Raw genomic sequence first — 23,836 nt, 5'->3', positions numbered from 1 at the left:
CCTTATCAGGATGTGTCGTCTCCGCGCCGGAGAGACCATCCCTGCGACGCGGTCTACATCGTCGTATGCGAACAGCAGATGGTGGCAGGGGCTACTGAGGAAATGCGCCGTCGCTGTGCTGCGTACCCCCCGGCCGAGCGGGAGCCGGCGGGTATCCAGACTCAGACGGTGGACGAACCCGGCCTGGCAGAGCCATCGGTGTCTGCGGGGTGACCGTTTGCCAGATCGCCGATCAGGTCTGCCAGAACGAGTTCCTCGTCCACCCGAACGCCATGGTGTTCCAGGGCCGGCCGCAGATCGGCGTCCCAGGTCGCGTCGACCGGGCGACCGGCCAACTCGCCGCCGGTGACACAGGCCAGCACAGCCCGGTAGGCCCGCACGTCGAATCGCCACGGCCGCCACGGGAGACGCTCGCGCAGCCCGTTGCCGATACGGATTCCGCCCCAGTCGAAGTCGCCGTGATAGGTGAAGTGCGCGCCCCCGATGGCGAGCAGGTCGAGTAGGCGGACCACCGCGGCCGACGGCTGCCCGTTCACACACACCAGTGGCGGACAGCGGTGCGCCAACTCGTCGGCGGCGCTGGCAAGCACGATCGGGTTCTCGCACACCCACACCAGCCCGTCGCCGACACCGAGGTCCGCTCGGTCCCGGCCGAGCTGACGCAGGGTCAACACACACGGCTCCCCGGCCTCGCGGGCCACCGCCAGGATGCGACCGGTCGCGGTGGCCACGCCCCCCGGTAGACCGAGGCACAGCACCGAGGAGGACAGCTCGTCGCGGTGGACACCGACCGCGGCCCACGCGGTGCGGCGTTCGGCGGCGGAGCCGTCGCCGGCGGGCGGTGCTCCCCGCAGCACCCTGGCCGCCGCGAGGGACAGCGTCGCCAGCGGCCGGGCGTCATCCAGCGCGTGTGCATCCCCCGCGGTCGCCGCGGCCAGCCTGCCCAGTGCCACGCCGGCCGAGGGCAGTACGTCAAGAACCCGCACCAGATCGGCGACGAGCGCCACCGCCGCGTCGGGGTTCGTGGCCACGCGGCGCAGCATGCCGGTGGAGTTCAGCCAGGACCGCCAGGTAGCGAGTTCAGGACGCCGAGTCACGAGCGCGTCCAGCGGTGCGTGCACGTCCGACCACACAGCCGCCTCGGCGGCGGCCTGCGCCACCCGGTCCGAGACGTCGCCGACGAGGAGCCGCACCGCCGCGTCCAGTCCGTCCGGCGACGCGCCGCTTGTCCGCAGCATCGCGTCGATCTCGTCAAGTGAGACCGTCAGTGACATGCCCGCGCCGGCCCGCCGTCCTAGTAACCGTTCGACGGCCCGCCGCTGGTCCTGGCTGGCGTCGGTGAGGGTAACCGTTCCGGCCAGCGGCTTACCGAGCTCCATCCTGCGACGCGCTCGGTCCAGCAGCCAGGCGGTGTGCTCGCCACCAAGCAGCCGTTGCAGCCGTTGAACATCCCCGGCTCGATCCATGCGCGCCCCACTCAACCGAACGGCAGGGCATCGCCGTCGGCTGGGCCGTCCACCGGCGTCGGCTGGGGAAGGAACGGAACCGGCCGTTCGACCCGCACGCGCTCGTGCCCGTCCCACCTCCATGGCGTGACAAGTACGGCGTCGATGTCCTCCCTGCGCGAGAGCTGCGCAATCGCCAGGCCCGGGACCTGCGGGTAACAACCCCACTCACGTTCGCTGGTCATCACCACATCCAGGTCGAACGCGGCGAGCAGGCCGAGGCACTTGGCCCGCGAGTCATCGTCCACCCCGGCGAACGCCTCATCGAGCGCGACCAGGCGTGGGGCGTTCGGGTTACCCGAGGAGCTGTAGAATGACGACGCGGCGGCGAACAGTGGCACCGACGCGGCAAGCACCCGCTCACCGCCGGACGCCGGTCCGGTGGCCGACCGCCACTGGCCGTCCTGGTGGCGCTGGATGGCGAATTCGTGCCACGTCCGGTAGTCCAGGGCGCGGGTCAACTGCTCGGCCCAGCCACCGGAGGTGTCATCGGCATGCATCCGGTTGATCTCCTCTTGGAGGAAGGCGCCGACCGCGACCCGGTCCGCCGCGCTCCACGCGTCGGCGGTCTGTCGCAGTAGCCGGTCGCGCACCCGGCCAAGCCCTTCGGGGGCGCTGCGGGCAGCCCGCCACTGCAGCCGCAGCCGCATCCCGGTCGATGTGGGCCGGTCCGCCAGGTCGACGTTGATCGCCCTGACCTGCTCCTCCGCGCCGGTGATCAATTCCTGTAGGGTCCCCGCCACCTCGTTGACGAGGTGGTTCTCCAGAATCTCGCGTTCCTTCGCGGACAACAGCGTCGCCCGCTGCCCGGTCTCCGTCTCCAGTGCGGCGACCAGCGTCGGAATGTCCTGCTTGTGGCCCTGGAACAGCACGTCCACGACGATGACGCCGTCCCGCACGGTCATCCCGACCGAATGGCCGTGCCGGGACAACGCGTCGGTGAGCACCTTGTGTTCGCTCGAGACGCGTTGCTGCACCAGCTCCCACCGACGGTCGGCGTCGTCGATCCCGTCAAGGGCGGTGTTGATGGCGCGCGCGAGCGCGACGGCCGGTGTCGGCGCCCACTGCCCGGTCGGGTCCGGAATCTCCAGGTCGGGAACGGCGATGTCGAGCAGCCCGGTGGTGGCGAAGGCCCGCAGCTCGGCGATTGCCCGGTCGCGTTCGGCGGCGGCAGCGGCGATCCCTCCGCGGAGGGCCTCGCGCAGACCCTCAGCTTTGCCGCGCTCACCGATCGCGTCCTTTTCCGCGGTGCGTGCCGATTGCTCGTGCTCCTCGCACCGGGCCAGTTCGGCGGCGACCGCGTCGAGCCTGCGGTACAGCTCCTCGACTCCGGCGCCCGCCGTCTCGACCAGTACACGGTGGCGTTCGGCCGCGGCATCGGCTTGGGCGCGGGCCAGAGTCGACACCCGCCGGGTCCGATCGCAGCGTTCGACCGCGCCCTCGAGCTCCCGTGCGGCCTCGTCCGCGGCGCGGCGGGCCCGGTCCAACGCCTGCGCCGCCGGCCACAGCCCGGCCAGGGCCACCCGGTAGTCGCCCACCGCCTCCCGCACGGCCGCGAGCGCGACAGGGTCCGCGGGCAGGCCGACATCGGCGGCGAACTCGCCCGCCGCCGCCCGCACCGTGCGTGCCCGGGCCTGCAGGGCGGCCATTGTCGCGACCGCCTCGTCATGACGTGCGGTCACGCGTTGCCCGGCCTCGTGTTCGGCGGCAAGTTTGACGTGGGCCTCGCGCAGCTCGCTGTCGGTCGGCATGGCCCGGTGCTCGGCGGCCAGTGAGCGCTGGCGACCGACCAGCTCGGCGGCACTCGCCGCGAGCTCGCGCAGCTGTCGTTCGATCCGTGCCAGCTCGGCCTGCAACATCTCCAGACGGACACGCCGGGCCGCTTCGCGGGCGCCTTCGCCGATGTAGCCGGCGGATTCCTTGTGCCAGGAGCCGGTCAGCACCCCGTTGCAGAAACGGCCGTCGACGGCGACCCATGTTCCGGCGCCTGGTCCGGCGCCTGTTCCGGCGCCGTCACCCATTGGGCCGCCGGATTCGGGAGGCCCGAATCCCTGGGCCACCAGAGCGATCGTCGCCAGCACGGTGGCGACCGCGGCGTCGGTGAGCGTGGCCGCGAGGGGATCGGCGCGGTCGATCGCCGGGGCGAGCACCGCGGTGAGCCCGCCGACTGGTGCGGGCCGTCCGGGGGAGACCAGGACGTCATCGGTCACGGCGTCGCGCAACCGGCCGTCCGGGGTGATCCACCCGTCGAGGATCCCGGCCGCCTCCAACGCCGCCTCGACGCCCGCCCGGTGCTCGTCGGGCACGCCGTCGACGAAGTCGATGACCTTCCACAGCGGAGCACCGGCCCGAGCATCCCGGGTCTGCTGGTCGCGGGTGTAGGGCGTCGGCGGCGCGTCGTGGCCACCGGCTTCGAGCCGCGCGATCTCCTCATCGAGCCGGTCGCGCTCCCGTTCGGCCGTGGCACGCTCGGCGTCGACCTCAGCCTGCCGGCGGCCGAGTTCGGCGGTGGCGCGGCGGGCCGCCTCGTCCACGGCCGCCGTCACCGGATTCGGGCCGTCGAGCGTGTCCACCCATCCTTCCAGGGCGGCGAATACCCCATCGGGGTCGGCGACCCGCAGAAGCATCGTGCCGGCCAGGTAGTTCATGCTCGCCGCGACGAGCTCGGCGCCCCGGTGCGCGGTCAGTTCCTCGGCCACGGCGATCCGGTCTGCGGCGGCCTGGCGCTCACCGGTGATCCGATCAAGCTCGTCGCGGGCCGTACGCAGGGCCGTCTCGGCCGTTGTCGCCGCTGCCAACAGCCCGTCGAGGCGGGCGACGGCGCTGCCCTGCTTCTCAACGAGCGCGGCGCCCGACCGGCTGGCGATCGGGTAGGGCGGCTGATCGCTGTCCAGGTCGGCCAGGACCGCGACATGCCGGTCGGAGATCCGGGCGACCTCGGCGGCCTGCCCTGCCGTGGACCGCACGGCTCCGAAAGCCGCCGCATCCGTATCGGCCGTCCGCCGGGCGCCGGCGAGCCGGGTTTCCCGATGGTGGACAGTCTCGTCGGCGGACAGGCTGTCGGCTTTTCGTTCCGCTGCGAACCGGCCGAGCCGGTCGGCATCCTCGCCCGCGGTCCGCAACGCCTCGGCATCGCGCATCTCCGGGCTGTCCTGCAACGCCGCCCGCCGCGTCCCCAACGCGGCCCTGGTCTCGGTCAGCTCCTCGAGACGTCGCTGCGCGGCGGCGAGCGCCTCGGTTGCCTTCCCGTGTGCGGCGTCGGCCTCGCCGAGTTCGCGACCAAGCTGTTCGTAGCGGCTGTGCGCCTGCCGCGGCGGCGCGGCGGCGCGTCTGGCGGCGATGGCGGCATAGCGACAATAGTGGGTGAGGAAGGCGTCCGCCGCGGTCTTCGCCTCGGCGAGGCCGCGCAACGCCTCCCGTTCCTCGTCCAGACCACGGAAAGCCTCGGCCACGCTGGCCACCAGCGCGGGATCCAACGGCGGTAACGCCTCGGTGAGCGCACGGGAGAGCAGTTTCTCGTCGGGCTTCTTGGACAACTGCGGCTGACGCAGTTGGATCAGAAGGTTGACCAGTGCCTCGTACCGGTGTCCACCGAGCCCGAACAGTGCCTCGTCCACGGCGCGGCGATAGTCCGACGCCGTGTCGTACACCGTGCCGTACCCGTCGACGGCATCTTTGAGCTTGTCCCGGCTCAGCGCCACCCGGGCCGGACCGATCAGGGACAGCTCTGGGCCGATCCGCTGCCTGGTGACGAAAAACCAGTGTCGAGCGATCCCACGCCCGGCCACCGCTTTGAGAGCGGCGCCGATCGTCCGGTACTCGACGATGCCGTCCGCACGCACCCGGCCGAACTCCAACCAGGTGTACCCGAGTCGCTCGGAATGCGGATGCTTGCCACCGAGCAGCAGGTTCCACTCCATCCGCTTGTTGCGGTCGCCGTCCGGTTCGACGCGGTGCGCGGCCAGTTCGCCGTCCAGCAGGAACGGCAGGGTCAGTGCGAGCACCTTCGACTTGCCGGTGCCGTTGTTGCCCCGCAACAGCAGCCGGCCGTCGTGGAAGTGGAACTCCTCAACGTCGTAGTAGAACAGGTCCACCAGTCCGGCGCGCAACGGTTGCCACCGCTCCCGGTGCGGTACCGGCATCCCGGCGCTCATGTGCGGGTCGCCTTTCTGGTCCCCGGGCCGGTGCGGATCGTCGGCGCCTCGACCGCGTAACGCGCGATCGCGGGCCGGGCGATCACCATCGGTGGCTCGCCGGGCACGTCGCTGACCATCCGCAGCGCACGCAGTTTGTTCAGTGCCACGGTGAGAAGCTCGGCATCGGCTCCCGGCCCGGTGACGCCACGCCGCCAGTAGGCGGCATGTTCGATCGCCATCTTCCGGATGTGGGCGCGCAGCCGGGCGACCGGCACGGGTTCGCCGCGGTCCGCCCGCGCCGCGAGGTACTCGGCGACCAGCAGGGTGACATGGCCGTCGGTGCGCTGTTCCGGCATCCGCACGTCGGTCAACTCGTCATCGGGGTCGACCATGGCGATGCCCTCGGCCCGCATCTCGGCGACCAGACCGGTGGCCTCCTCGATCCGCCGGGTGATCGCGTGGCGCTGGTTCACCAGGTAGACGCGCTCGTCCTCGGCGAGCTCGTCGTAGTAGACGACCGGATCATCCAGCAACCGGCGGGTCAACCGGTGGCGCAGTGCCCGGTTGCGCAGATCGTCGGTGTCCGCGACCGGCTCGTGGATCAGCTCAGCCAACCGCCGGTCGAAGTCGGTGGCGTCGATGGTGGACGGGCCCCGGGCGCCGGTCAGCATCGACGCCAGTATCCGGCGACGCACGTCGTAGAGCACGTCGCCGGTGTCGGTCAGGTAGGCGTCCTCGTCGCCGGCGACTCGTTCCAGCACCCCGAGGGTGAGCAGCAACCGGACCACCCCGACCAGATCGGAGCGTTCGTCCCGGCGGCCGAGGGTGAACGTGACGCCGGCATCCGCCAGTTCCGGTTCGCTGGCCGCGACGATGATCCCCTCGGCCAGCCGGCCGAGGGTGATCTGCGCGTCGGCAGTCTCCAGCACCGACAGCGCGAGGCCGAGCAGCACATAACGGCGCCGCCCGAAAGGCGCCCTGCCCCTGCCCTCCCGCGCCGGGTGCGTGCCGTCCAGGCCGGTCGGTGCCGTTTTGAACAGCCGCGCCGACTCGGCATCCACGACCAGCCGCCAGCCGGTCTCCACGGCGAGCCATTCCCGCAGCTCCGAGGAGTGCCGGCGGGCCAGCCGCAGCGCGTCGTCGTCCGTGCCCGCGGTCAGCAGAGGCTTGGCCAGCAGTGCGCGCAGCGCCTTACGTCGCTGCACCCTGTTCTCCTCGGCGCGGGGGTCCGCACTCACGCAGGTACCCGCACGCCGTGTCGCGCCGCGGTCAGATCAATGATCTCGACGAGATGTTCCGGACCGTGCAGCACCCCACCGTCGGTCTCGATCCGCACGACACCGCCGTCGGGGACGGGTGCCAGCCGGATCTCCATGGTGCCGTCGCTGGTGGTGGTCCTCACCTCGATGTCGCCCGGCAGTCGCGCCGCGAGCGCGTCTGAAAGCACGCCGAGGAACAGCCTGAACGCGTGCCGGTCGAGCACGCCGAGCTCGGACAGCAGGACCGGCCGTTGGGTGGCCAGCCGTTCCCGGGCGGCCGCGACCTGTTCGGCCTCCCGGGCGGCCCGCTCCGCGAGGAACCGACGCTGCTCGGCGCGGTCGGCGACCCGGTTGGGCTGCCCGCGTCGCTCGTAGGACCCGGTCTTACGTAACTGCGGACTGATCCGCACCGGCGGCGCCTGCCGCCACGGCGTGCTCGGCGCCGGCTCGTGCTCCTGCCACGCGGCCACGGTTTCGGGGGTGACCGTCAGATGCCGGGCCGGGGTGAGGCCGAACGCGGCCCGCCACAGCCGGTGGGCTGCCGCGTCGTCCGGCGCTTCGGCGAACCAGCGGGCCAGCGTCCGGAAGTCCGCCGATCGGTCCGAACGCCCGGACCGGCGCTCGTTGAGCGTGGCCACCGTATCGATGAGCTGGGTGATCGCCGTGATGGCCGCGCCGCGCAGCAACCGTGCCTGTGACGGGTGCCGTGAGTCGGCCGACAGGAACCAGTCCCGCAGGCCGCGCCACCGGTTGCGCCAGGCATCGAGAGACACGGTGATCGCGGCGTCGTACGCGACAGGTGTGTCCGCGCTGTCCGCGGGGAGTTCCCCGGTATCCCCGGTACCGCTGTCGGTGTCGGCGGGCAGACCCGGCACGATGTCGGCGGCTTCCCTGCGGGCAGCGATCACCAGCAGGCGGTCCACACCGGCCGCCTCGATCTGACCGAGCAGGGTGGCGATCTCCGCGCCTCGGTTGGCCAGATCGGCGATGAACCTGTTGATGTAGTCGATGAGCCGCTGCTTATAGGCGACGAACGCGGCCACGTCCCCGTCGGAGAAATCAATCACCCGACGCAGCGACGCCATGAACGCCTGCGCGTTGTCCGCGAGCCCGGTGAAGCGCTCGGCCAACGCCAGCAACAACAGGTGCACCTTCGCCGGGTCGATATGGGCCGCGTCGGCCGTGACCATCTCCGCCAAGGCGCGCAACTGAGCGGCGATGTCCTCCAACGCCACCGACTGAAGAGCGCCCCTGCGGCCGATCGCCTCCTCGTAGACGGCGATCGCCTCCTCTGCCGCCTGCCCGGCGGCAGTCAACTGGTACAGGTACCGGGCCCGATGGAAGTCCTCCACCGTGGTCACCCGACCGGTGTCCGGATCGGCCCGCAGGTTTCCCCACTCGACCAGTTTTTCCAACGCCGCGACCACCGGCTCGGTCTCTCCCGGCCATCCCAGATCGGCGCTCACGTCCTCGGGCCGCATGTGGACGATGAACCGGTCCCGCGCCCGCGCGAACGTCATCAACACATCCCGGTAAAAGGGAGCGTTCGGCGCGCTCAGGTGCGCGAACGGCTGCCTTGGCACCCCGTTGCCGCCCGCCGGGGTCTTGTCGGTCAGCCTGCTGGTCGTCACAGGGACCAGTATTGCGAATCATGTGATGCTTGCAAAAAGCGGGTGTGTCAATACGGAAAGTAGTACGAAACATGTCGTTCCGGCGGGGGCTCTGGATCAGACCGTCACCGACCCGTGTGGGGGTGGCGCCGACACACCATCCCGAACCCGAACCCGGTACTCCGACCGGGTAGGCAGCCTGCGACGCACCGCAGCCCGCGACTATCCGTGGCGGGTGTGGGGATGTGCGGTGGCCGGTAACCCGACGATGTCGAGTTCCTCGCCGAGGACCTGACGCTGTCTTGAGGGGCTCCAGTAGCCGGGGTCGAACAGCGCCTGGGTGCCGATGCCGTGCACGAGGAGCAGCAGACGACGCGCCGCCCGCTCACTGTCGGGTGGCGGCAGGCCGCGGCCGCCGGGCGTTTCCTGTTCGAGGAGGTGCCTGATGCGGGCACTGGCGGTTCGGACCCGGTCGCGCTGCTCCGCGGCGAGCGTGGGGTCGAAGACTGCGATGCCCCAGAAGGCGAACCACAGGCTCCAGTCCTTCCTGCGCTTCTCGTCCAGGGGGAGCAGCGATTCGAGACAGGCCCGCACCCGGTCGGAGTCACCCTCTCCGTCGCCGTTCGCGGCCGCGATGAAGCGGTCCAGCGACCGGGAGGACGCTGTCCGGTAGGTGGATAGCAGTAGGTCCCTTTTGTCGGCGAAGTAGTGGCTCACGATCGCTGTGCTGCAGCCCGCGGCTTCAGCTACCTGACGGAAAGTGAGGGCTTCTGCGCCGAATGTGGCGACCAGGTCGGCGGCGATCAACGCGACCTGCTCGCGGCGCGCATCGTGATCAACATATCGAGGCATTGACATCAAGTGTACCGGTAGATAAAACAGTCGTCACATAACATCCGTCATATAAAGGCTGGTGACAACGACATGCCGGCTTCGCAGTACGGCGATCAGTGTTGGCCGCTGGCAGCCGATGGAGGAGATACATGCCGCGCGAGGTGACCGACTCGACCTGGCTCACGGATACGGCACCAAGCGACCGGTTCCCCGTCTACACGCGGTTGAACGCCAGCGACGTGCTGCCCGATCCGATCACGCCACTCGGCGCGACCCGACGGATACCCACTGGCGTACTTGTCGAGGTCGACGGCTCCAGCGGAACTGTGGCCGTGCTCGAACTCTGAGAACGACCACTGAGGACAGGGGCAGTCTTCGAGTCACTACAAGGGAGAGCGATCCAAGCATGGAAGTCTTCGATGTCGTCGTGCTGGGCACGGGCGCGGCAGGATTGACCGCGGCTTTGACGGCCCACGACGGTGGGGCGAGCGTGGGCCTGTTCGAGAAAGCCTCCCAGGTCGGCGGGACATCGGCGTGGTCCGGGGGAATGGTCTGGATACCCGGCAATCCCCATATGGCTGCACTCGGCCTGCACGACAGCCGCGAGGAGGCTCTGACCTATCTGGAATCGCTGTCACACGGGCTGATCGAACCTGAGCTCGCGGCCGTCTACGTCGACGCCGGACCCGAAGTCATCTCGTGGCTGGAGGCGAGGACACCGGCCGAATTCAGGATCATCAAGAACTTCCCCGATTACCATCCGGAACATCCGGGGGCGATGGCGGGTGGGGGGCGCTCGATGGAGTGCCCGTTGTTTCCCTTCGATCAGCTCGGTTCGTGGGCCGCGAAGGTGACGGTCGGTTACCAGATCAGCGGCAACATCATGATGAGTGAGACCACGCTCGGCCGCGGCGCGCCGGGGGGTGTTCCCGCCGAGGAGATGGCCCGCCGGCAGGTCCACGATGAACGGGGAGCGGGCCAGGGGCTCGTCGGCGCGCTCCTGCGCGGCTGCCTGGACCGCGGGATCGAGCCGCGGATTGACAGCCGCGCGTGTGAGCTGGTCGTCGAGGCGGGGCGGGTGGTCGGCGTCCGGTTCGAGGCGGCCACCGGCTCCTTCGAGGTGGGTGTGCGCAAAGGGGTGGTCCTCGCCACGGGTGGCTTCGAGCACGATCCGGCGCTCGCGCGGGCCTTCCTGCGCGGTCCACTCGAACGCTCCGTCTCCGTCCCGAGCAACACCGGTGACGGTCTGCGGATGGCCATGCGCGTCGGCGCGGACTTGAACAACATGCGGGAAGCCTGGTGGGTGCCGACCATCGACGTCGCGCACCCGCTGGTTGGAGTTGTACCCTGGCAGATCAACGGCGAGCGTTCCAGACCGCATTGCATCATGGTCAACCGCAGTGGGCGGCGTTTCACCAACGAGGCGGCGAATTACAACGCGTTCGGGGCGGCGTTTCACGTGCTTGACGTCTCTTCCTTCACATATGTCAACCACCCCGCATGGATGATATTCGACCAGCATTACCTCACCCGTTACGGTCTCGCCGGTCACCGCCCGGACTGCCCCGCACCGGACTGCCCCGCACCGGACTGGATGGTCCGGGCGTCGACCGTCGCCGAACTCGCCGACACCGTGGGCATCCCCGCCGAGGTGTTGAAGGAGACCGTCTCCCGTTGGAACCGGCACGCTGCCGAAAGCTGCGATCCCGACTTCGGTCGGGGCGACAGCGTATTCGACCGGTGGTGGGGTGATCCGGATTTCGGTGACAGCGCCGCATCGACGATCGGCCCACTCGATACCCCGCCGTTCTACGCGGTGGAGGTTCGCAGCGGAACTCTCGGGACCAAGGGCGGCCCGCGCACGGATCCGGACGGTTGCGTGCTCGATGTCGACGGCCGGGTCATTCCCGGTCTGTACGCCGCGGGGAATGCCATGGCGTCCGTCATGGGCATGACCTACGGGGGGGCCGGTGGCACACTCGGGCCGGCCCTGGTCTTCGGGTATCTTGCCGGGCGGCATTCCGCTGGCAGGGTGCCGACCGACCACAACGGCGCAGGCGGGAAGCTGTGACGTGCGGGTGGGACTTCCACGGCAGAACGGTCCTGGTCACGGGAGCGGCCAGCGGGATGGGCCGGGCGACCGCATTGGCCTTCGCCGAGGCGGGTGCGAATGTAGCGGTTGCGGATGTAGCGGTTACCGGCGGCCGGGAAACGGTGAAGACCATCGAGCGGGCCGGCGGCCAAGCGCGTTTCTTCCCCGCGGACGTCAGCGACACGGCCGATGTGGCAAACATGATCGATGCCACGGTGACCGCGTTTGGTCGGCTGGACAGCGCCGTCAACGGTGCGGGAATCGAGATCGAAACCACCCCGCTCGCCGAGTGCGACGAGGAGACGTTCGACCGACTGGTACGCGTCAATCTGAGGTCGGTCTTCCTCTGCCTGAAGCACGAGATCCGCCAAATGATCGCGCAGGAAGGCGGTGGCACGATCGTGAACATCGCCTCTGTCAACTCGTTCCGGCCGCAGCCACACCAAGCTGCCTACACCGCGACGAAACACGGCGTGCTCGGGCTCACCCGAACCGCGGCCGTCGAGTACGCTCCGGCCGGGATCCGGATCAACGCCGTCTGTCCCGGCGCCATCGCCACACCGATGCTGGAGAACGCGATGAAAGCCCGTGGCAGGGATCCCGCCGACGTGGCCGGACGCCTGAGCCTGCTTGGACGCTTCGGTCAACCGTCCGAGATCGCGAACGCCGTCCTCTGGCTCTGCTCGGACGAGTCATCGTTCACGATGGGTCATGCACTCGCCGTCGACGGCGGCTATCTGGCCCGCTGACATGGACCATCAGAAAACGGGTGGCCAGTGATGGCACCGGGTTTTGGTTGCCCACCGCGCCGCGGAGCCGTCAACGAAGGGCATAGTTTTTGAGACAAGATGATGTTCAAGTTGTGGGTTGATCCTCCTGACTCTCGATCGTGGACAGGGGTCGGTTGATCCACACCCGGCTGGGTAGCTCCGGTGCTCGGGGCGGCCCGCGGTGGAACCGTTCCGGGTGTGCGGCATATGCCGCGTCCAGGACGAGCTGGCGTCCGTCCCGAACATATTTCCAGGTTCCGTCGTGGACCGACCCCGGCGTGTACAGCCCGATTCCCGAATGCCGATGCTCAGTGTTGTAGTAGCCGAAGAAGATCCTCATGAAGTCACGGGCATCGTGGATACTCGTAAATTCACTCGGGAACGCCGGACAGTACTTCAGCGTCTTAAACACCCCCCATTTTCGTTGAAGGAGGCGATTACGACGGCGACTTTGCTTTTCTTCGAAATGACGGCACGGCGCGATCATCAACGTCAGTTCGGACGCCGCGCACCAGCCGGGGGAAGATCCCTATGCCAGCACCGAAGGTCCGGTGATGGCCGCCTACGGCACCAGCAAGGCCGCCCTGGAGCACCTCACCCGGTGCGTCGCCTACGAACTTCAGAGATACGGGGTGAGCGTCAATGCACTGCTGCCATCGCTGGCCATCCGCACGCCTGGTCTGATCGCGACGGCCGGGGAACCGGACGAGCAGCCGACTCCCCGAGTCGTTCGGGGAGTCGGTGGTCCGCCTGGCCCTCGCCGACGCGACCCGGATGACCGGTCAGGTGCTCTACAGCGAAGATGTGCTGCACCCCGAGCTCGGGCGACGCGGTTGGTCGGGGACATCGCCCGATAAATGATCGCCCGATGGTTGATTGTCCGGAATCCGTACATCAGGCACCAAGCACCAAGCACCAGGCAGCCGCTGCCGTGGTCTACAGGGGCTGCCCGGCCACGAGCTTTCGGAGGGTGGACAGTGACGGAGTGAAACCGTAAATGCTGCCCTCGGTACGGATGAACCGGTTGAACGTGAGCTCGGCAGTGGTCACGGCGTCCGCATGCAGGGTGTTCCGTGGGTCGGGCGGGTTCGGGGCGGCAGGCGCACCCGGCGGGCTCGGGAACGCGACCGGGGTACCGATGACGGGGTCGGGCCCGTCGCTCGGCGCCGGGAAGGTGACATTATCCGCCCAGAACTGCTGGAGAAACTCGAACTGATCGGCCAGACTCGTCTGATAACAGGCGAAGACCAGGCCGCGCCGTGCGTCGATACCCTCGCCGCGACCCGACGTCGGATCGAAGGGCAGACCGAAGGGAATGCCACGACGCAGGATTCTGCGCTGGTTGACCGCGTCCTCACCGGGCGAAGGGGGAGGCGCGCTGCGCGGGTACATCTTACGAATGTGGGCGAAACGTGGGCAGCGCAGGCCCTCAGCATCGTCCGCGAAGTCAAAGTCATTGTCCAGCATCGGGTCACTGCCGAAACGGTCGTCGGCCTTCGGTGCCTGGTCGACGGGGGTTCCGCTCCGCCACCGTCCGACCGCCTTGGCCGCAAGCGCCTCCGCGCTGATCTCGGTCTTGACCGCGTCGGTGAGGGTGACGTGCTGGGACTCGATCTGCGCCCACCAGCCCGGAACGTCCTGGGCGAGTCGGCGAACCACCAGGAAGCTGCCGTCCCACATCCAGCGGGGCACGGCCCGACCGGTTGCGTTGACGCCGCCGGGCTGCCCCACATAACCGAGGACGAACTCTCCCGGGGCGATCAGGTCCGTTCCCGGCTTGCCGGCCACCTCGTCGGTATGCCCAGGGACTGTGCTGGGCTTGTCATAACCGGAAACGCCCGGCTGACTGATGCCGTCTTTGAAGCCGAAGTGCTCGTGCCCTGCAGCAATCCCGGGCAGAGTCGCCCCCGGCTGCTCGAACACAACCAGGACGTCATGCACGCTTGCCAACTCACGCTGGCGCTGGACCGCATGGTCCAGGTCGTGCCGGTCGTCCGTGGCCACGACGAGCAGCACGTCGATCGTCTGATCGTCGCGTCCGAACAGCCAGTTCGCCGGCGCGTCGTCCCCGGAGTCGCCCAGTTGGGCGGCATGCGCGGCGGTGCCCTGCACGAATGCCGTGACGCCCCGGTCGATCCCGGCGGCGCCGAGCCCGGCCGCCGCGGCCGGATCGAGCCGGGCCAGACCCGACGTGGTCAGCGACAGGTTCAACCACACCGCCTTCAGCGCCTCCGGGTCGGACCCGGTGGCATTCCGCATGGCTGCGAACTTGGTGTTGAACTGGGTCACGGCATCGTTGCGGGCCACCTGCGGCACAACAGCTGCCAGCCAACCCCGTGCTGCCACCGGATCCGCCGGTAGACGCAGAAACAGAATCACCTGGTGATCCTTGTTGAAGCCGGCAAGAATATTACCTTGAATGTTGGCGTCGGTGCGGAGTTTAGGATACTTGGGGACCGGTCTCCTATCGGGAAAGACGGGCGGTGTCGTTGGCGCGGACGACACTGTGCTGGACGTGAGATCTGTGGGCATTCGCCCCTCCCAGAGTTTACCGCCGCGGCGGTGAGACCAAAGTTCCCTGCTCGCCTCGATTTCACGGCGATCGTCTACCCGCCCGTCGGGGAAGTCAACATCATATATGTGGCTGTCGTATAGACGACTACGGAAATAATCCGTGGGCAACAGCCCACCGGAGATCACTTTTATCTGTGTTGTCGACCGCTGCGGACGGCGGTTCCCACAGCGAACTTTCACCAACCCGCAGGTGCCAATCGTGGTTCCGGAAGTACCTTGCCGCCGCACTGGATTTCAGCCCTTGACCGACGGCTTATGCATCCCCAGGCCGGTGCTGTCGTGGTCCCGCGGCTGTCGTGGTCCCGCAACAGCACCGGCCTGCGGGTCGGCAACCTGTGCCGAGGGTCAGACCGTGTGGGTGGCAGCGGTGTCCCGGGCCGGGCGGGCCGCCGGGATCAGTCCGGGGGCGGGCCGGAACTCGGGGTCGATCTGGCCGGCCAGATCGACCCCGGTGGCGTCGTTGGCCCAGGCGGTGGCGTTGCGCAGGTGGATGTCATGCATCTGCGTGACGAAGCGGTCCCAGTCCCGGTCGGTGGTGTCGACCGCGGAGTGGACCTTCGCCAGCGCGGCCAGGTTCGCCGGTTCGAGGTCGCCGATACCGAACGGCCGGCCCTGTTCCATCGCCCGGACCGGCGCCGACTGGGTGAAGCAGACGAGCAGGTCCTCGCCGACCTCCCGGCGCAGGAACGCGACATCGTCCGGGTCGGTGATTTTGTTCCCGAGTACGGACAGGGTGATGTCGAAGTCGGCGGCGTAGTCGCGGTACTGGCGGTGCACCGCGACCCCCTTGCGGGTGGGCTCGCAGACCAGGAATGTGTGGTCGAAGCGGGTGAACAGCCCGGAGGCGAACGCGTCGGCGCCCGCGGTCATGTCGACCACGACGTACTCGTCCGCGGTGTCGAGGAGGTGGTTGAGCAGCAGCTCGACCGATCCGAGCTTGGAGTGGAAGCAGGCCACGCCGAGGTCGTCCTCGGTGAACGCGCCGGTGGCCAGCAGCGTCACGCCGGCGACGTCGACGCCGAAGCGTGCCCACAGCGGGTTGCTACCGGTTACCGACAGCAGCCGTGATCCGGAGCCGGGTGGCGTCGTCTTCACCATCAACGCTGCCGAGGGGATGCGCGGGTTGTCTCCTCGCAGGTAGTTCTTGATCTCGTCGAGGTGCTCGCCCATCGGTGGCGGTGCGGTGTCCTCGTCGAGGCCGAGCGCGGCGCCGAGGTGCTGGTTGATGTCGGCGTCGATGGCCAGTACGGGGTGGCCGAGGGCGGCCAGGTGGCGGCAGAACAGCGCGGACAGCGTGGTCTTCCCGCTGCCGCCCTTACCGACAAATGCGATCTTCATGGTGGTGTGCTCCGAGGTCGTGGCGGCACTGCCGTGATCGGGACAGGATACCGGGATCGTAATCGTTTTCGTTAAGGCGATACCTGTCGCCTGTCGCCTGTCGCGTCCGGTGCGTCCGGTGCGTCCGGTGCGTCCGGTGCGTCGGCCGTCGTGTCGGCCACTGGTGTGCACGCCTTCGGCGGATACCGTCCCGCTGTCGGTGCTCGATCTCGCACCGCTGAGCTCCGGGTCGACGGCAGTCGATGCGCTGCGTAACACAATCGACCTTGCGCGCCACGCGGAATGCTTCGGCTATGCCCGATACTGGCTCGCCGAGCACCATCTAACCCCCGGCGTCGCTTCTGCCTTCAACGAGCCCTATGAGGTCGCGCGGCAGTTCGCCAGCCTCGATCATCTTTCCGGCGGCCGGGCCGCGTGGAACGTCGTCATCTCGTGGGACGCGTTCACCGGTGAGAACTTCCGGCGGGGCGGGTTCCTGCGCGCCGAGCAGAGTTACGAGCGGGCCGAGCGGTTCCTGCGCACGGCCTGGGAGCTGTATCACGTCCGGCGGCCTGGACGAGTTCGCGGACACGGTCGTACCGCTGCTGCGGGAACCCGGCGTTTTCCGGAGCGAATACGGGGGCGCGACCCTACGCGACCATCTCGGGTTTGCAGCCGTCGACGCGGGGAGCGCCACTGCGATGCCCGTGAATCACTCCTGTACAGCGCGCACCGCGATCATCTGTTCGGCGCCTCTCGTCGCTGGATCATCCGCACCCATCTCTGGAACAAGGTCTTCCCGACGATCGGGGTGACCACCGCCAACGCCGCCGCCCTGCTGGCCGTGCAGTCGCTGTCGTTCCTCGGTGTCGGCGTGCGGCCGCCCGCCCTACCTGGGGCGGGATGCTCTCCAGCGACCTGGGGTTTCTTGCCCAGCAGCCGTGGCCCCGTTTATCCCCGCCGCGGTAATCATGATCACGGTGGCTGCGCTGAATGCCATCGTCGACGCGACGACACCGACCAGGCACGCGACGGGGACCTGGCGGACAAGGTGACCCGGTACCGGAGCACCGACGAGTTCCTCGACGTGCTGCGCCGCGAATGGGAATCGACCGAGCCGTTCGACTACGACGGCGAGTTCGACACGATCCACGGCGCCCGGTCCTCGGTGCGGCCGGACGGACGCATCCCGATCTACTTCGGCGGGGCGTCCACGGACGCGGTGCGGGTGGGCGGTAAGCACGCCGACGTGTACGCGTTCTGGGGTGAGCCGATCGCCGGCATCATCGAGCGGACCGGCGAGGTGCGCGCGGCGGAGATCCTGGAGTTGACCAGACAACGGGTCGGCGAGCTGAAGAAGACCTTCAACATCGACGGCTCCGCGCAGGCCGGCGGCCACGGTGGTCAGGCCTCAGGGATGACACGCCAGCGTGAGAAGTGCCGTTCCACGGCCAGGAGTAACTGGTTGATGCCGATTCCGATCACGGAGATGGTGATGATCCCGGCGTACATCTCGGGGATGGCGAAGTTCGACTGCGCATAGTTGATCAGGTAGCCGAGACCCGCTTTCGCGCCGACCAGCTCCGCGGCGATGAGTACCAGGATCGCGTACGCCCCGGCGAGGCGAATGCCGGTGAAAACCGTCGGCACGGCGGCAGGAAGAATGACCTTCTGGAACAACCGCGGGGACGACAGACCCATCGACCGCGCCGACTTGATCAGCAGCGGATCGACATTCCTGACACCGCTGACGGTGTTCAGCAGGATGGGCCATACACAGGAGTAGGTAACGATTCCGATCTTCGATGCCTCGCCCAGCCCGAGAATCAGGACGAACACCGGCAGTAGGGCCAGCGCGGCCGTGTTACGGAACAGCTCCAACAGCGGGTTCAGGAACTCGGCAAGCCCGCGGAACCAACCGATCAGCAGCCCCAGAGGCAGTGCGATTGCGATGGCGAGAGTGAAACCGGCGCTGGCGCGTTTCAGACTCGCCTCCGTGTGCGCCCAGATTTCGCCGCTGCCGACCATGGCCCACCACTCCTTGATCACCTCCGAAAAAGGCGGCAGGAACACCCGGTCGACAACACCCCACCGGGGTAGCAGTTCCCACGCGGACAGGAGGACGACGATCGCCACGCTACGGCGGAGAACAGCGGCCGTGACCCGTAGCGGCGCGACCCACCATCGCCGACCGGGCGGCCTGGCGGGCTCAGCGGTGTCGAGCACGGGTTCGGTCACGATCACGGTCGATCCGATGCTGTCATCGATGGTTGCCGACACGGGTCACCTCTTTCCGGGCATACTTGTCCGTCCCGGCCGTCTCGATTTCCCCGACAACGCTGTTCCTGGCGGTTTCGGGTGACCTCACGCCGACCGGTACCGGGTCCGGTGCTGCATGCGGTGGCTGGACCGGCGCGTCCCGCCCGCGCGGGACGTCGATCCGGCGTTCGGCCTGCTGTGCCTTGGCGACCTCGTCGTGGAGTAGCTCCCAGACCAGGTGCCGGTAGTGCACGAACTCCGGGTCGGATCGGGGGTCGTCGCTGGCCGCACCGACGGGAGGGATGTCGATGATCTCTTTGATGCGGCCGGGTCGTGACGTCATCACGGCGACCCGTTGACCGAGGTATACGGCTTCGTCGATTGAGTGTGTGATGAAAAGGATGGTCTTGTACGTTTTCGCCCAGATTCGTAGTAGTTCGTCCTGTAGTGTTTCCCGGGTCTGGGCGTCGAGCGCGGCGAACGGCTCGTCCATGAGCAGCACCGCGGGGTCGTAGGCGAGGCTGCGCGCGATCGCCACCCGTTGTTTCATGCCTCCGGACAGTTCATGCGGATAGCGACGTTCGAATCCGGTCAGCCCGACGAGGTCCAGGTAGCTTCTGGCCCGGGCCGAACGTTCGGATCTCGGGACGCGTTTGGCTTCGAGGCCGAACGCGATGTTCCCGAGCGCGGTCCGCCATGGGAAGAGTGCATATTGCTGGAAGACGATCCCGCGGTCGAGACCCGGCCCCGAGACCGGGACACCATCAACGAGAACGCGTCCGCTGCTGGGTCTGGTCAGCCCGCCGAGGAGATCGAGCAGGGTGGACTTGCCGCACCCGCTCGGCCCGACCAGGACGAGGAACTCGCCGCTGCGAATGTCCAGGTCCACACCGGAGATCGCGGTGAACTCGCTGCTTGTGCCGCGTGGTCGGGTGTCGGCCCGGACGGTGAACTTCTTGGTGACGGATTGGAATGCGATCGTACTCACGTTCATTCACCCTCACTGCGGAGCCGGGGTGGTTCCCAGCACGGCTCAGCGCACCGGAAACCACCCGCCTTCTGCCGGGGTCAGGAGCCGGTGGCAGCTCGGAACGGGTTGAACTCGTTGGTGTAGAGGTCGGTCAGTGCGACGTTCTTCTTGAGCTCGCCGCGGTCCCGCAGGAAATCGATCCAGCGGGTGAACTCCTGGTCCTGGATGCGTCCGCCCTGCCCGGCTATCCCGTAGCTCTTCCAGAACTTGATCGCGGTTTTGTCCTCATTGCGGCCCCGCTTTTCGATGATCTGCTCGAACCGTGCGACCACGACGTCGCGCGGTTGTGTCTTGGACCACTCAATTGCCTTGGCGACGCCGTCGACGAATTGTCTGGTCGTCTTCGGGTTCTTCTTGATGAAGTCATTCCGTAGCACGATGCTGCCTGCGGAGAAAGTCCCGAAGAGCTCGTAGTCGCTGAACAGCTGGCGGAGGCCCCCTCGTTCCAGGGCTTTGTCCCGGAGGATTCCGCCGAGCGCGGCGACGTCGATCTGCCCGGCACGCAGTGTCTGTTCGGTGTTGACCGGCGGAACCACCGTGGGAACGACCTGCTTGATTTCCTCGGTGCTGAGGCCCTGCTTCTTGAGGTAGGCGTCCAGGACGGCTTCGAGATGTGCGCCGAGCGTGTTCACTCCGATCTTCTTGCCGATCAGGTCGCGGGCGGAAGAGATCGGGCTTTTCTCCGGCACGAAATAGCCGATATAGGAATCCTTGTCGACCCCGTAATAGCTGATCACCGATTTGATCGGAGCGCCGGCTGCTATCAGTTTGATGATGGCGCCGTTGAAGGCACCACCGAAGTCGGTGTCACCGGTGGTGGTGGCCTGGATGTCCTGCGGACCGCTGATGGTGTTCCCGATCCACTTGAGCGTGATCGGGCCGAGATAGCCGAGGTCGGCGGCGAGCTCGGCAGGGGTGACCTGGCCGACCGAGCCCTGGTAGCGCAGCTCGGTCTGCTCGGCACCCGAACCCGAACCCGAACCACTGCCGCCGCCGCAGGCCACTGCCGTCAGGGCGGTCACGGCCAGGGCTGCGGCGACTCCGAGGGCCTTGGATTTCCTGCGGATGGGGCAAAACATGGTGAATCCTTTGTGTGAGGGCGGTTAAACTATCGGTGCGGGTCGCCGGCCGTGCCTGGGGCGGGCGGTTTGAGCGGTTTGAACGGAACCGGTCGCGACGAGGTCGCATCTGCATGTGTGAAACAAAAGCGGCCGGCGCCGTCAGCGTGCTCAGCACGCAGGAGAACCTGCAGAGAGAAGCAGAAAAGGGCGACGAGAATGGGTCAGTTCTCGGTCGCTGACAACACAGCCGCTGGTAACACGACGGCATCGCCACGGCAGGAAAAGACCGTGGTGTGTTCGGCTGCGGATGGGTTAATATCACTACCGCCTGAAACAGCCGGGTCGCCGTTCACAGCCGTGAGCGGCTGTCGGACCGGATGCACCGTCGGCACTGACGGGCAGCAGACGCCTCCGGCTAGGTGGCTACTGGCGTGTCACCACGAACGCCGGAGAGCGGCAGACCGCGTCAGGGGCAACACAGATCACTGGCGACGTGGACATGGTCCACCGTCCGCCGGATCGAGAATCGCCTGGCCTGCACGTTGGCGACTATGTAGGCCAAAATGGTGGGTTGTCAAGGTGGGTCGTCAGCCGACCTGATCGACGGCCCTGGCCGGGGGGCGGTTATCCGACATAGTGACGGGGAGGTAACTCCGGCTGCTCCGGCGCCAGGAGTCCGTCACCCCGGCGGTGGCCCAATTATTTTCACCGCACTGCTAAACGTTGACCCGCTCCGCAGGGGGAGCTGACCATGGCGCCATGGCCGGAACGGACTGTGCGCCACCCGGACGCCTGGCACATAGTCGTGCATGCACGACTATGTGCCACCACCGGTCCGACACCACCGCAGGGAGTGCACGGCGATGTCGGGCGGCGGACCTCCCGCCCTGTTCCGCCACCGTGCCCGCGCCGCCAGGCAGACACGGTCGGTAGCGACAGGCGGCCGTAGCCGGTTCCATCACCACGGCGGCCTCCCGTCCGCTTGGCAGTGACGTTGTGATGTCCGCGTTCTCGGGGCTGTTCGACCTGTCCGGGGCGGTGCCGCGGTCCAAGGGGCCGTCCCGGACCGGACTCCCAGGTTCCGTGGCCGTCCCGGTCAACGTGAACGAACGGTCCGTCACGGCTGGCAGCGGCGCTCTGCCTACTTTCCACCCACCATTCCACCAGTCCATCTCGACCCTGGAGCACCTGACGATGACACACGTCGTGCACGAACTGGGGATCGACGTCCGACCTCTCTCCGGCTATACCGGGGCTGAGGTTCATGGTGTCGATCTGAGCCGGGATCTCGACGACCAGACGGTCGCCGAGATCCGGTCCGCCCTACTGCGCTGGAAGGTCGTCTTCTTCCGCGGCCAGTCGATCGGTCACGCTGAGCAGATCGCCTTCGCGGCGAAGTTCGGTGAGCTCACGGCTGCCCATCCCTACGAGGACGCGCCGCCGGACGGCTTCCCGCAGATCCTGCCTATTGACAGCCGGCGCTACGAGGCGAAGTTCGGCACGCGGAAGGTGACGTATGACAACGGCTGGCACACCGACGTCACAGCGTTGGTGAACCCACCGGCCGGATCCATCCTGCGTGCCGACATAGTCCCGCCGTACGGCGGTGACACCGCCTGGACCAACCTCGTCGCAGCCTACGAGGGCCTGCCAGCTCCGCTGCGGAGCCTGGCCGACCAGCTGCGGGCCAGGCACAGTTTCGGTGGAAACCGCCGGCTGTTCGCCGCCGACTCGGACTATGCGAGGAGAGTCGCCGCCGAGCCACTGGTGGCGATCCACCCGGTGGTCCGCGTCCATCCCGAGACAGGCGAGCGGGCCCTGTTCGTCAGCCCGAGCTTCACCGCGGGCGAGAACGAGATCATCGGATTTTCGTCCCGCCAGAGCCGCAGGCTGCTCGAACTTTTCTACGAGGAGGTGTCCCGACCGCAGTACACGGTGCGGTTCCGGTGGCAGCCGGGAGACGTCGCGTTCTGGGACAACCGGGCTACCGCGCACCTCGGGCCGTCCGATCTCAATCATCTCGACTTCGACCGGGTGCTGTACCGGGTCACGCTCGTCGGTGACATTCCCGTCGGCGTCGACGGAAAGCAGTCCGAACTCGTCACCGGGCAGCCGTTCCTCGCCGGCGGGGACCACTGAGCATCCCGGACGATCGACCAAGGAGAATCATGACCGTCACAGGTACGGATTTCGACCTCCGGAGGGTTGCCGGACGGATCGGCGCCGAAGTGGTCGGCGTGGACCTTCGCGAGAATCTCGACGACGACACGATCGCTTCGATCCGGGCGGCGTTGCTGGAGTACAAGGCACTGTTCTTCCGCGGTCAGAAGCTGGACGACACCGGCCAGCAGCGTTTCGCCGCGCGCTTCGGTGAGCTCACCACGGCGCATCCCACCGTCCCGTCACTGGACGGCAGTCCGAACGTGCTGCGGGTCGATTCGGCTGAGGGCCGGGCCAACAACTGGCATACCGACGTCACCTTCGTCGTCAGCCCCCCCTCCGCGAGCACGCTGCGCAGCATCGTGGTCCCTCCCTATGGCGGCGACACTCTCATCGCGAACTCCGCGGCCGCCTACCGGGACCTGCCCGGTGAACTCCGCGAACTGGCCGACCGGATCTGGGCGGAGCACACCAACGACTACGACTACGCGATACCGCCGGCGGACTCGGAGAAGACGAAGGCCTTCCGTGAGATATTCGTCTCCCGGAAATACCGGACCGCTCACCCGGTGGTCCGCGTACATCCCGAAACGGGGGAGAGGGGCCTGTTCATCGGCGGCTTCGCGCAGCGAATCGTCGATTTGTCCACGACAGAGTCCCGCGACATCCTCCGTCTTCTACAGGCCTATGTCACCCGCCCGGAGAACACTGTCCGCTGGCGGTGGGCACCTGGCGACCTCGCCTTCTTCGACAACCGGATCACCCAGCACTACGCGGTTGACGACTACGGTGACCTCCCGCGACTGTTGCACCGGGTGACCGTGGCCGGTGGTGTGCCGGTGGGGGCGGACGGGCGGCGCAGCTACACCATCGAAGGTGACGACGCTTCGCATTACACACCGCTCGCGGCGTAACCGGCCCGCGCCCGTCAGGTAGTTCGTCCGCCCCGTTGCCGGTTCGTTTCGGCGACGGGGCGGATTCGTATGCCCGGTCCGGGAGCAGCCGGTTTCCGCCGTCGGCTCATCTGCCGCCATGTGTGACAGGCATATCCACTGCGCGTGAGCATATTTTCCTACCAAGTCGGTTGACAATATTTGTGGACCTCCTTACCATCACCGATATGAGGGGGTGCACCTATCTGGTCTGTCGCGTCCACATCGACCTGCGTCGAGTGGCGAGTGCGCTCTGTTCGTCGGCCTGATCCGACCCGGTCACTCCATCCGGGCGTG

16 protein-coding genes and 2 pseudogenes are annotated in these 23,836 nt (G+C 67.8%); 7 read left to right on the top strand and 11 right to left on the bottom strand.

All coding sequences use genetic code 11. From position 1 onward, the window contains the following. Positions 1–161: 161 nt before the first annotated feature. From NBW77_RS14640 to NBW77_RS14620, 5 genes are all read right to left on the bottom strand, one after another. A complete protein-coding gene (locus NBW77_RS14640; protein WP_131746624.1) occupies positions 162–1,466 on the bottom strand; it encodes a TIGR02679 family protein in 1,305 nt (434 codons plus the stop codon). Between the two features lie 11 nt (positions 1,467–1,477). Further along, positions 1,478–5,659, bottom strand: coding sequence for a TIGR02680 family protein (locus NBW77_RS14635; protein ID WP_250279884.1), 4,182 nt, complete (start codon positions 5,657–5,659; stop codon positions 1,478–1,480). Further along, complete coding sequence (locus NBW77_RS14630; RefSeq protein ID WP_131746623.1) at positions 5,656–6,879, bottom strand: TIGR02678 family protein; 1,224 nt, start codon at positions 6,877–6,879, stop codon at positions 5,656–5,658. The genes NBW77_RS14635 and NBW77_RS14630 overlap by 4 nt, the downstream gene beginning before the upstream one ends. After that, positions 6,876–8,483, bottom strand: a complete 1,608-nt coding sequence (locus NBW77_RS14625) for a TIGR02677 family protein (RefSeq protein WP_284346935.1) — start codon at positions 8,481–8,483, stop codon at positions 6,876–6,878. The genes NBW77_RS14630 and NBW77_RS14625 overlap by 4 nt, the downstream gene beginning before the upstream one ends. Positions 8,484–8,732: 249 nt before the next feature. Further along, a complete protein-coding gene (locus NBW77_RS14620) occupies positions 8,733–9,368 on the bottom strand; it encodes a TetR/AcrR family transcriptional regulator (RefSeq protein WP_131746622.1) in 636 nt (211 codons plus the stop codon). 125 nt (positions 9,369–9,493) lie between these two features. Between NBW77_RS14620 and NBW77_RS14615 the strand changes: the two genes are divergently transcribed. Genes NBW77_RS14615 through NBW77_RS14605 form a run of 3 tightly spaced genes read left to right on the top strand, consistent with a single transcriptional unit; the run spans position 9,494 to position 12,185 of the window. Further along, positions 9,494–9,691: a hypothetical protein gene (locus NBW77_RS14615; protein WP_131746621.1), complete on the top strand. Its 198-nt coding sequence runs from the start codon at positions 9,494–9,496 to the stop codon at positions 9,689–9,691. A gap of 59 nt (positions 9,692–9,750) precedes the next feature. Beyond that, positions 9,751–11,415 carry an FAD-dependent oxidoreductase gene (locus NBW77_RS14610; RefSeq protein ID WP_250279882.1) on the top strand — a complete coding sequence of 555 codons (1,665 nt, stop codon included), beginning with the start codon at positions 9,751–9,753 and terminating at the stop codon, positions 11,413–11,415. Next, positions 11,412–12,185, top strand: a complete 774-nt coding sequence (locus NBW77_RS14605; protein ID WP_207386979.1) for a glucose 1-dehydrogenase — start codon at positions 11,412–11,414, stop codon at positions 12,183–12,185. Before NBW77_RS14610 ends, NBW77_RS14605 begins: the two co-directional genes overlap by 4 nt. A gap of 106 nt (positions 12,186–12,291) precedes the next feature. Here the strand turns inward: NBW77_RS14605 and NBW77_RS14600 are convergent. Continuing rightward, positions 12,292–12,615 (bottom strand): annotated as a pseudogene (locus tag NBW77_RS14600) (integrase core domain-containing protein); the annotation flags it as partial. Between the two features lie 73 nt (positions 12,616–12,688). Here NBW77_RS14600 and NBW77_RS22095 point away from each other — a divergent pair. Beyond that, positions 12,689–13,063, top strand: a complete 375-nt coding sequence (locus NBW77_RS22095) for an SDR family oxidoreductase (protein WP_131746631.1) — start codon at positions 12,689–12,691, stop codon at positions 13,061–13,063. A gap of 79 nt (positions 13,064–13,142) precedes the next feature. On the opposite strand, the gene NBW77_RS14590 is transcribed toward NBW77_RS22095, so the two are convergent. Next, a complete protein-coding gene (locus NBW77_RS14590) occupies positions 13,143–14,738 on the bottom strand; it encodes a Dyp-type peroxidase (protein WP_131746619.1) in 1,596 nt (531 codons plus the stop codon). 387 nt (positions 14,739–15,125) lie between these two features. Then, the gene (locus tag NBW77_RS14585; protein ID WP_131746618.1) at positions 15,126–16,118 is read right to left on the bottom strand and encodes an ATP-binding protein; all 993 of its coding nucleotides are present in this window, start codon (positions 16,116–16,118) and stop codon (positions 15,126–15,128) included. Positions 16,119–16,281: 163 nt separating this feature from the next. On the opposite strand from NBW77_RS14585, the gene NBW77_RS14580 reads away from it, so the two are divergent. Continuing rightward, positions 16,282–17,640 (top strand): LLM class flavin-dependent oxidoreductase, encoded by a 1,359-nt coding sequence (locus NBW77_RS14580; protein ID WP_242605801.1) that lies wholly within the window; start codon positions 16,282–16,284, stop codon positions 17,638–17,640. Here the strand turns inward: NBW77_RS14580 and NBW77_RS14575 are convergent. The 3 genes and pseudogenes from NBW77_RS14575 to NBW77_RS14565 form a co-directional block, all read right to left on the bottom strand. Next, a pseudogene (locus NBW77_RS14575) lies at positions 17,586–18,125 on the bottom strand (ABC transporter permease); the annotation flags it as partial. The gene NBW77_RS14580 and the pseudogene NBW77_RS14575 sit on opposite strands and share 55 nt — an antisense overlap. Before the next feature lie 232 nt (positions 18,126–18,357). After that, positions 18,358–19,344: an ABC transporter ATP-binding protein gene (locus tag NBW77_RS14570; RefSeq protein ID WP_131746616.1), complete on the bottom strand. Its 987-nt coding sequence runs from the start codon at positions 19,342–19,344 to the stop codon at positions 18,358–18,360. An 80-nt stretch (positions 19,345–19,424) separates the two neighbouring features. Continuing rightward, positions 19,425–20,465, bottom strand: coding sequence for an ABC transporter substrate-binding protein (locus NBW77_RS14565; RefSeq protein WP_250279881.1), 1,041 nt, complete (start codon positions 20,463–20,465; stop codon positions 19,425–19,427). A 1,176-nt stretch (positions 20,466–21,641) separates the two neighbouring features. On the opposite strand from NBW77_RS14565, the gene NBW77_RS14560 reads away from it, so the two are divergent. Together NBW77_RS14560 and NBW77_RS14555 are read left to right on the top strand one after the other, a co-directional pair. Further along, positions 21,642–22,586, top strand: coding sequence for a TauD/TfdA dioxygenase family protein (locus tag NBW77_RS14560; RefSeq protein WP_131746629.1), 945 nt, complete (start codon positions 21,642–21,644; stop codon positions 22,584–22,586). Between the two features lie 29 nt (positions 22,587–22,615). Next, positions 22,616–23,521, top strand: a complete 906-nt coding sequence (locus NBW77_RS14555) for a TauD/TfdA dioxygenase family protein (RefSeq protein WP_131746615.1) — start codon at positions 22,616–22,618, stop codon at positions 23,519–23,521. Positions 23,522–23,836 lie beyond the last annotated feature (315 nt).

The sequence above is a fragment of the Frankia sp. Cppng1_Ct_nod genome (assembly GCF_920656135.1).
GTDB classification, from domain to species: Bacteria; Actinomycetota; Actinomycetes; order Frankiales; family Frankiaceae; genus Protofrankia; species Protofrankia meridionalis.
This window is presented reverse-complemented; position numbering and strand designations above follow the sequence as displayed.

Coding starts and splice junctions, on each gene's coding strand:
- NBW77_RS14640 (WP_131746624.1), bottom strand. CDS start 1,466: ATGGATCGAGCCGGGGATGTTCAACGGCTGCAACGGCTGCTTGGTGGC.
- NBW77_RS14635 (WP_250279884.1), bottom strand. CDS start 5,659: ATGAGCGCCGGGATGCCGGTACCGCACCGGGAGCGGTGGCAACCGTTG.
- NBW77_RS14620 (WP_131746622.1), bottom strand. CDS start 9,368: ATGTCAATGCCTCGATATGTTGATCACGATGCGCGCCGCGAGCAGGTC.
- NBW77_RS14615 (WP_131746621.1), top strand. CDS start 9,494: ATGCCGCGCGAGGTGACCGACTCGACCTGGCTCACGGATACGGCACCA.
- NBW77_RS14610 (WP_250279882.1), top strand. CDS start 9,751: ATGGAAGTCTTCGATGTCGTCGTGCTGGGCACGGGCGCGGCAGGATTG.
- NBW77_RS14590 (WP_131746619.1), bottom strand. CDS start 14,738: ATGCCCACAGATCTCACGTCCAGCACAGTGTCGTCCGCGCCAACGACA.
- NBW77_RS14585 (WP_131746618.1), bottom strand. CDS start 16,118: ATGAAGATCGCATTTGTCGGTAAGGGCGGCAGCGGGAAGACCACGCTG.
- NBW77_RS14565 (WP_250279881.1), bottom strand. CDS start 20,465: ATGTTTTGCCCCATCCGCAGGAAATCCAAGGCCCTCGGAGTCGCCGCA.
- NBW77_RS14560 (WP_131746629.1), top strand. CDS start 21,642: ATGACACACGTCGTGCACGAACTGGGGATCGACGTCCGACCTCTCTCC.
- NBW77_RS14555 (WP_131746615.1), top strand. CDS start 22,616: ATGACCGTCACAGGTACGGATTTCGACCTCCGGAGGGTTGCCGGACGG.